Annotated in this window: 11 protein-coding genes; 6 read left to right on the top strand and 5 right to left on the bottom strand. The window is 68.3% G+C overall.

The window, feature by feature from the left end; all coding sequences use genetic code 11:
• Positions 1 to 39: 39 nt before the first annotated feature.
• The 4 genes from LDO86_RS13835 to LDO86_RS13820 form a co-directional block, all read right to left on the bottom strand.
• Positions 40 to 642: an endonuclease domain-containing protein gene (locus LDO86_RS13835; RefSeq protein WP_223992229.1), complete on the bottom strand. Its 603-nt coding sequence runs from the start codon at positions 640 to 642 to the stop codon at positions 40 to 42.
• A gap of 590 nt (positions 643 to 1,232) precedes the next feature.
• Positions 1,233 to 2,909: a formate--tetrahydrofolate ligase gene (locus tag LDO86_RS13830; RefSeq protein ID WP_018769190.1), complete on the bottom strand. Its 1,677-nt coding sequence runs from the start codon at positions 2,907 to 2,909 to the stop codon at positions 1,233 to 1,235.
• Between the two features lie 156 nt (positions 2,910 to 3,065).
• Positions 3,066 to 4,331 (bottom strand): D-inositol-3-phosphate glycosyltransferase, encoded by a 1,266-nt coding sequence (gene mshA / locus LDO86_RS13825; protein ID WP_018769191.1) that lies wholly within the window; start codon positions 4,329 to 4,331, stop codon positions 3,066 to 3,068.
• Between the two features lie 76 nt (positions 4,332 to 4,407).
• Complete coding sequence (locus LDO86_RS13820) at positions 4,408 to 5,835, bottom strand: glycoside hydrolase (protein ID WP_018769192.1); 1,428 nt, start codon at positions 5,833 to 5,835, stop codon at positions 4,408 to 4,410.
• 91 nt (positions 5,836 to 5,926) lie between these two features.
• Here LDO86_RS13820 and LDO86_RS13815 point away from each other — a divergent pair, with 91 nt between their 5' ends.
• Genes LDO86_RS13815 through tsaD form a run of 6 tightly spaced genes read left to right on the top strand, consistent with a single transcriptional unit; the run spans position 5,927 to position 11,207 of the window.
• On the top strand, positions 5,927 to 7,018 hold the full coding sequence (locus LDO86_RS13815) for a PfkB family carbohydrate kinase (protein ID WP_026265754.1): 1,092 nt from the start codon (positions 5,927 to 5,929) through the stop codon (positions 7,016 to 7,018).
• A 56-nt stretch (positions 7,019 to 7,074) separates the two neighbouring features.
• Positions 7,075 to 8,328, top strand: coding sequence for an alanine racemase (gene alr / locus LDO86_RS13810; protein WP_018769194.1), 1,254 nt, complete (start codon positions 7,075 to 7,077; stop codon positions 8,326 to 8,328).
• Positions 8,325 to 8,939, top strand: coding sequence for a tRNA (adenosine(37)-N6)-threonylcarbamoyltransferase complex ATPase subunit type 1 TsaE (tsaE, locus tag LDO86_RS13805; RefSeq protein ID WP_018769195.1), 615 nt, complete (start codon positions 8,325 to 8,327; stop codon positions 8,937 to 8,939). The genes alr and tsaE overlap by 4 nt, the downstream gene beginning before the upstream one ends.
• Positions 8,933 to 9,604: a tRNA (adenosine(37)-N6)-threonylcarbamoyltransferase complex dimerization subunit type 1 TsaB gene (gene tsaB, locus LDO86_RS13800; protein ID WP_018769196.1), complete on the top strand. Its 672-nt coding sequence runs from the start codon at positions 8,933 to 8,935 to the stop codon at positions 9,602 to 9,604. The genes tsaE and tsaB overlap by 7 nt, the downstream gene beginning before the upstream one ends.
• Positions 9,601 to 10,119 carry a ribosomal protein S18-alanine N-acetyltransferase gene (gene rimI / locus LDO86_RS13795; protein ID WP_026265755.1) on the top strand — a complete coding sequence of 173 codons (519 nt, stop codon included), beginning with the start codon at positions 9,601 to 9,603 and terminating at the stop codon, positions 10,117 to 10,119. Before tsaB ends, rimI begins: the two co-directional genes overlap by 4 nt.
• The gene (tsaD, locus tag LDO86_RS13790) at positions 10,116 to 11,207 is read left to right on the top strand and encodes a tRNA (adenosine(37)-N6)-threonylcarbamoyltransferase complex transferase subunit TsaD (protein ID WP_018769198.1); all 1,092 of its coding nucleotides are present in this window, start codon (positions 10,116 to 10,118) and stop codon (positions 11,205 to 11,207) included. Before rimI ends, tsaD begins: the two co-directional genes overlap by 4 nt.
• Before the next feature lie 118 nt (positions 11,208 to 11,325).
• On the opposite strand, the gene LDO86_RS13785 is transcribed toward tsaD, so the two are convergent.
• A complete protein-coding gene (locus LDO86_RS13785; protein WP_018769199.1) occupies positions 11,326 to 12,477 on the bottom strand; it encodes a glutamate--cysteine ligase in 1,152 nt (383 codons plus the stop codon).
• Positions 12,478 to 12,761 lie beyond the last annotated feature (284 nt).

The raw sequence follows: 12,761 nt of genomic DNA, 5'->3' as shown, positions 1-12,761 counted from the left end.
ACGTTCAGTCGATCCCAGCTGAAAGTGAGCCCCGTTCAACTAGTCCCCGTTTGCGAACCCCGACGCCACCGTCGCATCCGCCACAGAGTTCTTCACGGCTCGCCTGATCTTTCTGATAGCGGCAGCGAAGCTGTCCTTCTGATCGGCCTTGTCGACGATGATGACAGTCCACCCGGCCGCTTCGAAGGCCTTGTCCCTGCGCCGATCGCTTAGTCGCTGGGCTTCCATAAGGTGATGGCCGCCGTCGTACTGGATAGCAATTCTTCGCTGCCGAAATCCGAGGTCGGCAGACGACGATCGAGGGTCTCCAGGATAAAGTGCCAGCTGCAGCTCTGGCTCCGGGAGACCAGCGTCAAACATGGCCAACCGGAGGAAGGTCTCGGGCGCGGAGTCCGATCCAACCCGCGCCAAGTCCAGTGCCTGCCGGGCACGCACAACCCCTTGAAGGTTTGGATGACGGGCAACCATGTCCCGTAGTTCCTCAATTGTTGAGTAGGCGCCCTCCCTGCCCTCCAGTTCAGGCCGGGGCAGCCGTACCAGTTGGTCCGCCATAGCCACCAAGTCTGCCAACGGCAGTAGCCGTGACATGTCCAGCCATGTCCGTGCCCGTGTGCTGATCCATATCCCCTCGACGAACTCCACCTCGCCAGGCTTCACAATGAGCCGGTGGCCGTGAATTCCTTTCCTGCGGGCTCCCGGAAGCAGCGTGGGCTTGCTTAGGTGAAGTTCACTGGAGTCGGACAACCAAGCGGGCAGGAGCGAACTCTGGAGGCGCGCCGCTGTCACATGGGAAATCCATGCGCCGGGCGTCGCCTCCGACAATGCGCGGGCAGCATGCTCGAGGCAGAAGTCCCATGCAGCAGGGCGGTAGAGGCCCCGGCTGATGTGTTCGACGTCGTTGTGACGCAGGCGGTTGTGGTCCAGTCCGGCGCTTCTTGAGCTTTCAAGCGTGAAGGGTCTGCCAGCCAGATGCACAGGCAAGGGAAGGCGGGATCGCATACTGCATTGTCATGCATGTGGCGGATACCCGTGTTGAGTTATCCACAGGCCGTGCCGGTTCGCCGTTTTGCCCGACGCTCGCCGCGGAAGGGGGTGAGCGGGGGTTTGGTGTTGTGCTGCCAAAGGTGAGCGGGGGTTTGGGATGTGTTGTCAGAGGTGAGCGGGGGTTTGGGGATGTGTTGTCAGAGGTGAGCGGGGGTTTGGTGTTGTGCTGCCAAAGGTGAGCGGGCGTGTCAGGTGAGGCCTACCGGGTTGCCGTCCGCGTCCACGTCCATGCGCAGGGCTGCCGGGACGGCGGGGAGGCCGGGCATGGTCATCACCGCGCCGGTCAACGCCACGATGAAGCCCGCACCTGTCTTGGGCAGGAGGTCCCGGACATGGATGGTGAAGCCCTTCGGGGCACCGAGCCGGGAGGCATCGTCCGTGAACGAGTACTGTGTCTTGGCCATGCAGACCGGCAGCCCGCTCCAGCCGTTCCGCTCGATATCGGCCAGCCGCTTCAACGCCGGAACCGAGAAATCCACGCCGTCGGCGCCGTAGATCTCCTGGGCAATGGTCCGGATCTTGTCCTCCACCGGCAGCCCCAGGGCGTAGAGGTGCCGGAAGCTGTTGGGCCCCTCCGCAGCCTGGAGGACCAACGCTGCCAGTTCGTCGCCGCCGTCACCGCCGCCGCCGCGACCCCACACGTCCGCCACGGCCGCCGCCACGCCTTCGGCAGCACACCAGGCCAGCAGCCAGTCCAGCTCCTCCTGGGAATCGGAGGAGAACCTGTTGATCGCCACCACAGGGGTGACCCCGAACTTCTCCACGTTGCGCACGTGCCGGCGCAGGTTAGCCACCCCTGTTTCGAGGGCAGCCAGGTCCGGCTGGGCCAGCCGGTCCTTGGCCACCCCGCCCTGCATCTTCAGCGCCCGCACCGTGGCCACCACCACCACGGCCGACGGCGCCAGGCCCCCGTACCGGGCCTTGATGTCCATGAACTTCTCGGCCCCCAAATCCGCGCCGAAACCGGCCTCCGTGACCACGATGTCCGCCAGCCGCCGGGCGGTCTGGGTGGCAATCAACGAATTACAGCCGTGCGCGATGTTGGCGAACGGGCCGCCATGGACCAGGGCCGGGGTGCCGGCGATGGTCTGGACCAGGTTGGGTTTGACCGCCTCCTTCAGGAGCAGCGTCAAGGCGCCCTGCACCCCCAGGTCCGCCACCGTTACGGGTACCCGGTCGTAGGTGTAGCCGAAGGTGATCCGGCCCAGCCGGGAGCGCAGGTCCGCCAGATCCTTGGCCAGGCAGAAGACGGCCATGACCTCGGAGGCCACGGTGATGTCGAACCCGTCCTGCCGCGGCACCCCCTGCGAAGGCCCGCCCAGGCCAATGACCACTTCACGCAAGGCGCGGTCGTTCATGTCCAGCACCCGCTTGAACGTCATGCGGCGGGGATCGATATTGAGCGCGTTGCCCTGGTAGATGTGGTTGTCCACCAGCGCCATCAGGGCGTTGTTGGCCGAGGTGATCGCATGGAAGTCGCCGGTGAAGTGCAGGTTGATCTCATCCATGGGCAGCACCTGCGAATAGCCGCCGCCGGTGGCGCCGCCCTTCATCCCCAGGACCGGACCCAGCGAGGGTTCCCGCATCGCGATCATCACCTTCCGGCCGGCCCTGGCCAGGGAATCCGCCAATCCCACGGTGGTGGTGGATTTGCCCTCGCCGGCGGGCGTGGGGGACATGGCCGAGACCAGCACCACCTTGCCGTAGGGAGCCGGCGCATCGAGCTTGGCCGGATCGATCTTGGCCTTGAACCGCCCGTACTGTTCCAGGGCTTCCGGATTAACCCCCGCGGCAGCCGCGATGTCCGCAATGGGACGGATCCGGGCAGCCCGGGCTATCTCGAGATCAGAAGGGAGAGCAGACATCGTTGTCCTTTCCTGCGCAGCTTCATCCTGCCCAGTCCATTCCGGCGCCGGCAGGCGCCGGAGGCCTGCCCCTAAGCTAACAGCACCCGGGGCGCCCGCGAAGGAAAAGGAAAAGCCCATGACAGAAAAGCCGGGCAGGAAACCAGGACAGGAACGTCAGGATGCGGGAACCACCGGGGCCAGGCGCCGGCCCACAAAATTCTCGACGGCGGCATGGTAGCTTTCCAGCGTGATGGCGGCTGTGCGCTGCCAGCCGGAGTTCTGGGCGCGGATGGCGGCGGCGCGGCCCAGGTCTTCCCGGGTGGCGGGGTCGTCGTACAGGGCTTCGAGGGCATCGGCCCAGTCGGCGGCATGGTGGCCATCCACCAGGAGCCCCGTCCGGCCGTGGAAGATGGCGCGGGACAGCCCGCCGACGCGGGTGGCCACGACGGGCGTACCGCAGGCCTGGGCCTCGAGTGCCACCAGCCCGAAGGATTCGCTGAAGGAAGGCATCACCACCACGTCCGCCGCACGGAACCAGGACGCCAGCTCAGGTGCCTTAACCGGCGGAAGCTGCGTGACGACGTCGTCCATTCCTGCCTCCGCAACCAGGCAGCGCAGGTTGAATTCCTTGTTGCCGCTCAGGGCGCCCAGGATGGTGACGCGCAGGTCGATGTCCGGCCGGCGTTTGCGCAGCAGTGCCGCCGCCTTGACCAGGACCTGCGGGCCCTTCAGCCGTTGGATGCGGCCGGCGAACACCAGGTGGAAGGTGTCCGGGCTGATGCCGTGCCGGGCCCGGGACCGCGCCCGGAATGCCGGCGTGAAGGTGGCCAGGTCCACTCCGGGCGGGGCGATGTCGATGCGGTCGTAGGTGGCGCCGTAGTGGGAAACGAGCTCGGCTGCCTCGGAGCTGGTGTTGGCGATCAACCGTGCCGCGCCGTCCACGATGCGGTGCTCGCCCACCTCGCGCCGGCGCGGCTCCGGCTGTTCGCCGGATTCAAGGAGCAGGTTCTTGACCTTGGCCATGGTGTGCATGGTGTGCACCAGCGGCACGCCCCACAGTTCGGACAGTTCCAGCCCGGCGATCCCGGACACCCAGTAATGCGAATGGATGACGTCATAGCGGCCGTGGGGCTGCCGGCGGCGGATCTGTTCGATCTCGGCCACCATGGCGTGCAGCAACCCCGGCAGCTCCTCTTTGGGGATCTTCTTGGGCGGCCCGGCCAGGACATTATGCACGCAGACGCCGGGATCGGGATGTTCGACGGCGGGCTGGTCGGCTGAGGTGGCGCGTGTGAAGATCTCCACTTCCACGCCCGCCTCGGCCAGGGCGGAGGCCAGCTCGCGGATATAGACGTTCATTCCGCCGGCATCACCGGAGCCCGGCTGTTCCATGGGGGAGGTGTGGAGGGAGAGCAGCGCGACCCTGCGGATCAGTGCCACGGGACCTCCTTCCGGCCGCCGGCGGGTATCAGGGGAGCCGGCTCAGTGCGCATTCGATAAAACATTACTCCTTCCCCTAACGCCCGCCGCCTTCCCAGATCTTCCCCAAAGCCGGGAAAGCCTGCTCATAACCAGCCAGAAGCTTCGCGGCGAGGTCCGGCGAATCCACGAGCGGGTGCCGGGCGAAGGCTTCAAGGGCCGCATCGCGGGCTCCGGTGCCGGCGGCCCGGACCACGAGCCGTTCCACCTCTTTGACCCGCTGGAGCAGCCGCAGCTGCGGGCCGTCCGGCGCCTGCTGGGGCAGGGGCACGGCGCCCCTGGCCGTCACCATGCAGGGAACCTCGACGACGGCGTCGGCGGGAAGGCCTGGAATGGCAGGCTGGGGAGCGGGCGGGGCAGCCGTGGCGGAGGCGGGCGGGTGGCCTTCAGGTGTCCCGGCGGGTGCCGCCGTGTTCCGGGTGTTCAGGACCAGTTGGGTCTCCCCGCGGCCGGCCAGGGCCCGCATGGCCGCCAGCGCCACCCGCTCATAGCCGCCCCCGGCCAGGTCCTCCTCGGCGCGGCGCTCGCCATCGTGCCGGGCCTCGGCCAGGTAGCCCTCTTCGCGGGAGCGCCGCGCCTCCTCCCACAGCCGGTAGGCGTCCGGCCCGGCAGCAGCCAGCCGCGGGTAGAGCTCCCGCTGCTGGCTGTGGATGGTCTCGCCCCGGGTCTGCGCCATGGCCTGCATCGCCTGCCGGGCTGCGTCGCGCTGGTAGTAGTAATACAGGTACTCGTTGGGAAGCATGCCCAGTTGGGCCAGGAACGGCTGCGGGAAAAGGCGGCCTTCCTCGAACGACTGCAGTGCGCCGGCATCCGCCAAAAGGCCACGCAGCACGTCCCGGCCGCCGGACTCCAGGCGGTACAGCCAGCCCAGGTGGTTCAGCCCGTAGTAGCCCACGCCGTCGAGCCTTCCCTCCGGCAACTGCACCCCGGCAGCGGCCGCCGCCCGCTGCACCAGACCGCCGGCAGAATCGCAGATCCCGATGACCCGGTGGCCCAGGACGGGAAGCAGCGCCTCAGTGACCATCCCGGCAGGGTTGGTGAAGTTGACCAGCCACGCGTCAGGGCAGTGCTCCCGCATCAGCCGGGCAAGGCCAAGCATCTGCGGAATGGTCCGCAAAGCGTACGAAATTCCCCCGGCCCCCGTGGTCTCCTGGCCCAGCAGCCCTAGGTCCTGCGCCACCTTCTCGTCCGCAACGCGCCCCGCTGTACCGCCCGGCCGGATCGCGGCGAACACCACGGTGGTGCCGGGCAGTGCTTCGGCAGGATCGGTGGTGGCGTGGACCGGAAGACGGGCACCATCACCCACCGGCATGCTCTCCAGCACGGCGGTGACGGCATCAAGGCGCGCGGGATCGACGTCGTACAGCACCAGCTCGGTGACCAGCCCGGCAAAGCGGCCGGACACCAGGGCCCGGTATATCAGCGGCACCCGGAAACCCCCGCCGCCGGCAATCAGAAGCCGCATACCATGCAGTGTAGGCGGGGTGTCCCGCGGCCTGTCCACGCCCGACCAAGGCCCCTACCGCAGCGGTGCGGCACGGCGTATCCTGCGCACTATGGACGCCATCCCAGCACGCCCCTACGACCCCCTGGCTGCCGTCCGTTCACCCGCCGAACCCGGATTCGACCTCTTGCTGGCCGGGACCGTGTTCCAGGACATCATCTTCACCGGCCTGCCCCACGGGCCCGAACCCGGCACGGAAATCTGGAGCGACGGCATGGGCAGCTGCCCCGGCGGGGTGGCCAACCAGGCCATTGCCGCTGCCAGGCTTGGGCTGCGCACCGGGCTGGCAGCTGCTTTCGGCGACGACGGGTACGGGGACTTCAACTGGAAGATCCTTTCCGGCCAGGAACACGTGGACCTCAGCCTTTCCCGACGCGTCCCGGGCTGGCACTCCCCGGTGACCGTGTCCCTCTGCGTGGACCAGGACCGCTCCCTGGTGACCCACGGGCACTCCGCACCGGTGACAAATTCCGAGCTGATCGGAGACCCGCCCAAGGCCCTCGCCGGAATCGCTGAGGTGGGCCTGGAAGTGGAGCCGTGGGCCCACGCAGCCCACGCCGCCGGGGTAAAGCTGTTCGGCGATGTTGGATGGGACCCCAGCGGGGAATGGGCGCCCGTCAGGCTCGACAACCTGCAGTACTTCTACGCCTTCCTGCCCAACCAGCGCGAGGCCATGGCGTTCACGGGCAAGGACAATCCGTGGAGCGCCTTGTACGCGCTGGCGGACCACGTTCCGGTGGCCGTCGTAACCCTGGGCCCGCAGGGCGCCATGGCCGTGGACTCGGAAACCGGCGAGGAAGAATGGGTCCCGTCGCTTCCGGTCAAGGCGCACGACCCCACCGGAGCCGGCGACTGCTTCGACGCAGCCTTCATCGTGGGCACCCTGGCCGGGTGGCCGCTGGGGGACCGGCTGCGCTTTGCCAACCTGTGCGCGTCCATGGCGGTGCAGGAGGTGGGCGGCTCGCTGGCGGCGCCGGGTTGGGGCGACATTGCCGACTGGTGGAGACGCGCCAACGCCCGCCCCGAACGGCAGACGAGCCAGTGGCTGCGGCGCTTCGGGTTCCTCGCTGACATCATCGACGACGTGCCGCTGTCAGCCCAGCGCAGGGCGGCCGCCACCATCGCGCACTTGTCGGATGCTTAGGCGGCGTTGGAGGCCCTGATTATTCGGCGCGAAGTGCCCGCACTAGAATCACTTAGGTGACCTATCCCGCAACAACCGGTGAATTCAGCGCTGCCTCCGGGCCGGACCCCCGCCACGAGCGGTCGGCCGTGATCGACCTGGACGCCATCCGGCACAACGTCCGCCGGCTTGCCGCCGCTGCCTCCCCCGCGAAAGTCATGGCCGTCGTCAAGGCGGATGCATACGGGCACGGCGCCGTCCCCGTTGCCCGCGCAGCCCTGCAGGCCGGCGCGGCCTGGCTCGGCGTGGCCCACATTTCCGAGGCCTTGGCGCTGCGCGCCGCCGGCATCGACGCGCCGCTTCTCGCCTGGCTGCACACCACGGACAGCAACTTCGGTGCCGCGGTGGCCGCCGGCGTCGATATTGGCTGCTCAGGGTGGGAGCTGGAACGCATCGTGGCCGCGGCCCGTGAGCAGGAGCGGCCGGCACGGGTGCATCTCAAGGTGGACACCGGGCTGGGACGGAACGGAGCCACCCCCGAGTCCTGGGACCGCCTGGTGGGGGAGGCCGTGGAATACCAGGACCAGGGCCTGTTGCGCGTAGTTGGCATCTTCTCCCACCTGGCCGTGGCCGACGAACCGGAGCGGCCCGAAACGGACCAGCAGGTGGCCGCGTTCCGGGAGGCGCTGGCCATTGCCGAGGACGCGGGCGTGGATCCCGAGGTCCGGCACCTTGCCAACACACCCGCCACCCTGTCCCGCCCGGACACCCACTTCGACCTGGTCAGGGTTGGCCTGGGCATCTATGGGCTGTCGCCGTTTGACGGGCAGACTTCAGCAGAACTGGGACTCCGGCCCGCCATGACGCTGCGCACCCTCGTGTCGCAGTGCAAGGACGTGCCCGAGGGGCAGGGCGTCTCCTACGGGCTGCGTTACCGCACCAGGACGGCGAGCACGCTTGCCCTGATTCCGGTGGGCTATGCCGACGGCGTCCCCCGGGTCGCCACCGGTGGACCCGTCCGCGTCGCAGGGAAGACCTATCCCGTGGTGGGCCGGATCGCGATGGACCAGATGGTGATCGACCTTGGGCCGGAGGCATCCGGAACTGACCTGCAGGGTGCGGAAGCGGAACTGTTCGGGGACGGCGCCGACGGCGGGCCCACCGCGGAGGACTGGGCACGCGCCGCGGGGACCATCAACTATGAAATCGTGACCCGCGTCAGCCCCCGTGTTCCGCGCCGCTTCATCAACGAGGACCAGCCGGCGGGCACCGGCCACGCGGGTAACGGCCACGGCCTGGTGGGCGCGCCCGGCTCGGCGGGGGCCGCATGAGCGCGGCCGGACAGTTGGCTGCCAACTGGGAAAAGACGTTCACGGCGACGACGGCGGAACAGACGCACGCGTTCGGCGCACGTTTGGCGGAGGTGCTGCGGGCCGGGGACCTGCTGGTGCTTTCCGGTGAGCTGGGTGCCGGGAAAACCACCTTCACCCAGGGACTGGGCGAGGGGCTGGGTGTCCGCGCAGGCATCATCTCACCCACCTTTGTGCTGGTCCGGATCCACCCGAACCTGCCGGATGGTCCGCGTCCCGGCGGCCCCGACCTTGTGCACGTGGACGCCTACCGGCTGGGTTCCGCAGCGGAGATCGACGACATCGACCTCGAAAACACCATGGACTCGTCCGTGACCGTGGTGGAGTGGGGACAGGACCGGGTGGAGCACCTCAGCGAGAGCCGGCTGGAGATCGACCTCCTCCGTGCCATCGGGCTGGATGCCGCCGGCAGTGGAGGTGGAAGCCTGGACTTCGACGGCGAAGACACCGACGAGCCCCGCACCATCGTGATGCGCGGCTACGGGCCGCGCTGGGCAACTGCCCCGGAACTGGGTGCCCCCGAGCTGGGCGGGCCGGAGCTGGGTGGACCGGAAGGAAGCGCCCCATGCTGATCCTTGCGATTGACACTTCCGCGGTGGCCAGCGCCGCGCTGGTGTCCGATGCAGCCCCCGAAGGCGTGGTGGCCAGCTTCTCCACGGAGGACACCCGCAGCCACGCCGAGGTGCTCGCTCCCGGCATCCACACCCTGCTGTCCGAAGCCGGCGTCACCGGGCAGGACATCGATGCGCTGGTGGTGGGCGTAGGCCCCGGCCCCTTCACCGGGCTGCGCTCGGGCATTGCCACCGCCCGGACGCTGGCGTTCGTCTGGGGCAAGCCGCTGCACGGCCTGATGAGCCTGGACGCGGTGGCCCTGGAGGTAGCCGAATCCACCGCCGCCGTCCCGGAGTTCCTGGTGGCCACCGACGCCCGCCGGAAAGAGGTCTACTGGGCGCGCTACAGCCTGGGTGACGGGCAGCTGCCGCTGCTGGAGGACGGCCCCCATGTTGGTTTCGCCGCCGACCTGCCGGACCTGCCCGCCTTCGGCGCGGGCGCAGGTCTCTACGCCGACGTCCTCCAAGCCGATCCCGAGTTCGCGGGGGAGCAGCCCGACGCCCTGTATCTTGGCCAGTTTGCCCTGGCGCGTCTGGCTGCCGGGGAGGCCCTGCTGGACACCACACCCCTGTACCTGCGCGAATCAGATGCCCAGGTACCCGGACCACGGAAGCGTGCACTGTGAGTACCACCCCGGAACCCCACATGGCAGGCGTCACCGTCCGCGACATGACCCTGGGCGATGTACCCGCCGTCGGCGCCCTGGAACACAAGCTCTTCCCCATCGACGCCTGGCCCGTGCAGATGTTCCTGGATGAACTCTCCCAGCCGGAAACCCGCCGCTACCTTGTGGCGGAGACCACCGACGGCATCGTGGGCTACGCCGGGCTGATGTGCATCGAGCCCATCGCCGACATCCAGACCATCGCCGTCGTTCCTGAATACGAGGGGCGGGGAATCGGCAGCAGGCTGCTCACCCAACTCATCGCCGAGGCCAGGCACCGCGGTGCCGCCGATGTCCTGCTTGAGGTCCGCGCCGACAACCCGCGGGCGCAGCAGCTGTACGTCCGGTTCGGCTTCGAACAGATCCACATCCGCCCCCGCTACTACCGCGACGGCGTGGATGCGCTCATCATGCGGCTCCAGCTGGCCGCACCGGAAACTGATGGCCACCAAGCAACGGAAGCAGGCCGGCAATGAACCGCTCACAGCCCCTGGTGCTGGGGATCGAATCATCCTGCGACGAAACCGGCGTGGGCATCGTCCGCGGCACCACCCTCCTGACCAACACCGTCTCCTCCTCCATGGACGAGCACGTCCGCTTTGGCGGCGTCATCCCCGAGATCGCCTCGCGCGCCCACTTGGACGCGTTCGTCCCCACGCTCGATCAGGCGCTGGCAGACGCAGGCGTGAGCCTTGACGAGGTGGACGCCATCGCCGTCACATCCGGGCCCGGGCTGGCCGGCGCACTCATGGTGGGTGTCTGCGCTGCCAAGGCGCTGGCCGTCGCCACCGGGAAGCCGCTGTACGCGATCAACCACCTGGTGGCGCACGTGGGCGTGGGGCTGCTGGATGACCGCGCCAACGGCCGGAAGCAGGAGCTGCCGGAGAACCTGGGCGCCCTGCTGGTGTCCGGCGGCCACACCGAAATCCTGCGGATCAGGACCATCACCAGCGACGTGGAGCTCCTGGGCTCCACCATCGACGACGCCGCCGGCGAGGCCTACGACAAAGTGGCACGCATCCTGGGTCTTGGCTACCCGGGCGGCCCTGCGATCGACAAGGTGGCCCGCGGCGGCAATCCCAAGGCCATCCGCTTCCCCCGCGGCCTCACCCAGCCCAAGTACATGGGCACGGCGGATGAGCCGGGGCCGCACCGGTATGACTGGTCCTTCAGCGGCCTCAAGACGGCAGTGGCCCGGTGCGTGGAGCAGTTCGAGGCCCGCGGCGAAGAGATCCCCGTGGCTGACATCGCGGCCGCCTTCCAGGAAGCCGTGGTGGACGTGATTTCGTCCAAGGCGGTGCTGGCCTGCCGCGAGTACGGCATCAAGGATGTCCTGCTGGGTGGGGGAGTGGCGGCCAACTCGCGGCTGCGGGAACTGACCGGGCAGCGGTGCGCGTCCGCCGGCATCCGGCTGCACGTGCCGCCCCTGGACCTCTGCACGGACAACGGCGCCATGGTGGCCGCCCTCGGCGCACAGCTGGTGATGGCCGGCGTCGAACCCAGTGGAATCGCCTTCGCCCCGGACTCGTCAATGCCGGTTACATCGGTGTCGCTGCCGGCCTGACGGCAGAGCGCCGGGCGAAAGCGAACCGTCGCGGGGCACTTTGGCGGGCTCCGCCGTCGTACGTCACGATGGCGGCCGGCGTGTCCGTGCCGAAGTGCCCCACTTCGGCAGGAGCACGTTACGCGGTGGGGCCGTTCCGCATCTGCTTGACCAAGTCCAGGACCACGGCCTGGAGGTTCCCGCCGTTCTCTGCGGCCACGCGGCGCTGGCGCTGGTACCCGGCGCCGCGGCGGATGATCTTCTCGACGTCGGCAAGCTCGTCGGCGCAGCGCAGCTTGGCCGCCACCGGCTCCAGCCGGTTCAGCGTCTCCAGCAGGTGCTCGGTGACCAGCTGTTCCCGCCCTGCGGCGTCCAGGATGATGATGGCGTCCAGGCCGTACCGGGCGGCGCGCCACTTGTTCTCCTGCACGTGCCAGGGCGGCATGGTGGGAATGGTGCCGCCGTTGTCCAGGGTGGTGGAGAACTCGTCCACCAGGCATTGGGTGAGGGCCGCAATGGCACCCACTTCCTCCAACGTGGCCAGGCCGTCGCAGATGCGCATCTCGATGGTGCCTAGCGCGGGCACCGGCCGGATGTCCCAGCGGATCTCAGAGATGGTGTCGATCACGCCGGTGGTGAACATGTCCTGCACGTAGGACTCGTATTCCTCCCAGGATTTGAACTGGAAGGGCAGGCCGGCGGTGGGAAGCTGCTGGAACATCAGGGCCCGCTGGGAGGCGTAACCGGTATCCTCGCCGCCCCAGAAGGGGCTGGATGCTGAGAGCGCCTGGAAGTGCGGGAAGTAGTTGACCAGGCCATCCAGGACGGGGAGTGCCTTGTCGCGGCGGTCAAGTCCTACGTGCACGTGAACGCCGTAAATGACCATCTGCCTGCCCCACCACTGGGTGCGGTCGATGAGTTTGGCGTAGCGGGCCTTGTCCGTCACGGGCTGCAGCTGCGGCGGGCTGAACGGGTGGCTGCCGGCGCAGAAGAGTTCCACGCCCATGGGATCGGTGATTTCGCGGACGGCGGCAACGGACCGGCTGAGGTCTTCCTTGGCCTCGGCAGCTGTTTCGCAGATGCCGGTGACCAGTTCCACAGTGTTCAGCAGCAGTTCCTGCTTGATGTGCGGATGTTCGTCGTCTTCGTTGAGTTCCGGGTGGCGGGAAGCAACTCCGCGGAGCACCTGGTTGGCCACGGATGCGAGCTCGCCCGTCTTTCCGTCCACCAGGGCAAGCTCCCACTCAACACCGAGGGTTGACTGCCTCGATGGGGCGAAGTCGATCTTCACACGTTTCCTCACTGTCCGGTTTGCCGCTGGCTGATGCCGCTCACAGGCTGCTGCCGGCAGGCGAACGGGTGGTTCAAGTCTAGTGCAGGGGTAGCATCGTATTGATGGCCCCGTTCCCCACGCGTCACAGACCTGCCAAAACCACTCCCGCCAAATCCTTCCCGCTCCTCCTGGCCCTGTCGGCCCTGGCGCTGGCCTCCTGCACAGCCTCCCCAACAGCAGCCCCGCCGTCGTCGTCCTCCGGGCCCACCGGGGCCCCTTCGGCATCGGCAAGTACGACGACG

The sequence above is a fragment of the Arthrobacter sp. StoSoilB19 genome (genome assembly GCF_019977275.1).
Classification (GTDB): Bacteria; Actinomycetota; Actinomycetes; order Actinomycetales; family Micrococcaceae; genus Arthrobacter.
This window is presented reverse-complemented; position numbering and strand designations above follow the sequence as displayed.